General features: G+C 69.4%; 1 protein-coding gene and 1 pseudogene. Both read left to right on the forward strand.

Going from position 1 to position 1,941, the window contains the following annotated elements:
* The coding region (locus H926_RS33890; protein ID WP_022678266.1) for a hypothetical protein at nucleotides 1-1,721 on the forward strand (1,721 nt) is incomplete at its 5' end.
* Nucleotides 1,722-1,731: 10 nt separating this feature from the next.
* A pseudogene (locus tag H926_RS34160) lies at nucleotides 1,732-1,941 on the forward strand (recombinase XerD); the annotation flags it as partial.

Here is a 1,941-nt window from a genome sequence, read left to right on the forward strand (position 1 = left end):
CCAAGGCGGCTCCCGCGCCGGCCAAGCCCGCCGCGACCCCGGCGGCGCCCACGGCCGGTGCGTCACCGGTGATCCAGCCGCTTCCGCTGGATGAGAATGCCGATGTGACCGGCAGTAGTGGCCCGGCCGATCCGCTCGATTCGATCGATCCCGGCACGCTCGATGCGCTGATCGCCAAGGCCCAGCCCAAGTACGATATTCCGCCCAGTGCCCAGCGCAGCCTGGCGCGGGTCGGGGTGATCGACCAGGTCGACGGCGGGTTTCCGGCCACGTCCACGCATTATCTCAACGGCCCGTTCGTGGAGCAGTTGCTCAACCACATGCGCGGGCCGATGGTGTCGCGCTGGGGGCATATCCTGGTGCGCCGCGCGCTGATGAGCCGCATGGATACCCCGGTGGGCATGAACGGCGCGGATTGGGCCGCCCTGCGCGCTGGGCTGCTGCTGCGCATGGGTGAGGCTGATCCCGCGCGCGCCATGGTGCAGTCGGTCGACAGCGGCTTTTTTACGCCTGGCCTGGAAGACGCCGCGATGGGGGCATTCCTGGCCACGGCCGACCCGGTCGGGCTGTGCCCGATCACTGCGCTTACCGCCGCAGGGCGGCAGGGCATGCAGTGGGACCTGACCCGCGCGATCTGTTCTGGCTTTACCGGCGATGGGCCGCCGGCGATGGCGCAGCTTGATCGCCTGATGCGCCGCGGCGGCACCGACAAGATCGATATCCTGCTGGCGCAGAAGTTGGCCGGCGCCACCTCTGCCACGCGCCGCGCGGTCAACATCGAATGGAAGGATGTCGATCAACTGACGCCGTGGCGCACCGGCATGGCTTTTGCAGTCGGGATCGAACCGCCGCAGAACCTGCGCGAGCAGGCCTGGGCCGATTACGCGGTGCTGGCCGTGCGTGCGCCCATGCTGCCGCTACCGGCACGCTGCGCTGCAGCCGATGTGGCCGCCGGCCGGGGCATCCTGTCGAGCGCGGCGATGGTTGACCTCTACAGCCAGCTTGCCGAAATCAACGCCCAGGACGGGGCCGACCAGGACAAGACCTGGGGCCCGCTGGCCGACAAGCTGCGCACCGCCTATACCGCTCCTGAGGCCGCAGACCGCTTGGCCGCGATCAAGGCGCTGTGGGGTTCGGCCGACAATCCCGATCGGGCCTATTCGCGCCTGGTGCTCACGGCTTATGCCGCCGCGCGCATGCTGCCCAGCCCCGATCTGGCAGGCGATGCCGGGGGCCTGATTGCCTCGATGTTGACCGCTGGCCTCGATGCCAATGCCGCGCGGTGGAGCGGTGTCGTCGCCGTGGGCAGTGAACCCTGGGGCCTCATTGCCCTGTCCGCCCCGGCCAAAAGCACGGCGATCGGCAACGCCGCGCTGGAATCCTTCCAGAGCGGCGATGACAGCAGCGGCGCGCTGCGTTCGCAGTTCCTGCTGGCCGGGCTGATGGGCCTGGGCCGGGTGGACGATGCCACGGCCAATGCCTTTGCCGGCAAGCTCAAGATCAACATGGGCCGGCAAACGCGCTGGACCCGCGCGATCGATGATGCCGCCCAATCCGACAATCCCGCGCTGGTCGCGCTGCTCGCCGGCTTTGGCATGCAGGCGCAAAGCTGGGACAAGATGACGGCGGTGCACCTCTATCACATCGTTTCGGCGCTGCGCCGCGTCGGCCTGGATGGCGAGGCGCGGATGATCGCCGCCGAAGCGGTGGCGCGGGTGTGAAGGCACGGTTGTGAACAGGCGCGGCGCCGGCCCGGCCTCTCCGGCGGTGGCGGCGTTCCTGGCGATGATGGCGGCCGAACGCGGCGCGGCAGCGAATACGCTCGCCGCCTATGCGCGCGATCTTGCCGGCGCGGAAAGCGTGGTCGGCAATCTGGTTACTGCTGATGTCGAGGCGCTGACCGGCCTGGCGCAAACCTGGGCCGAACTTGCCCCGGCCAGC

The organism is Novosphingobium sp. B-7, from assembly GCF_000410615.1.
GTDB lineage: Bacteria > Pseudomonadota > Alphaproteobacteria > Sphingomonadales > Sphingomonadaceae > Novosphingobium > Novosphingobium capsulatum.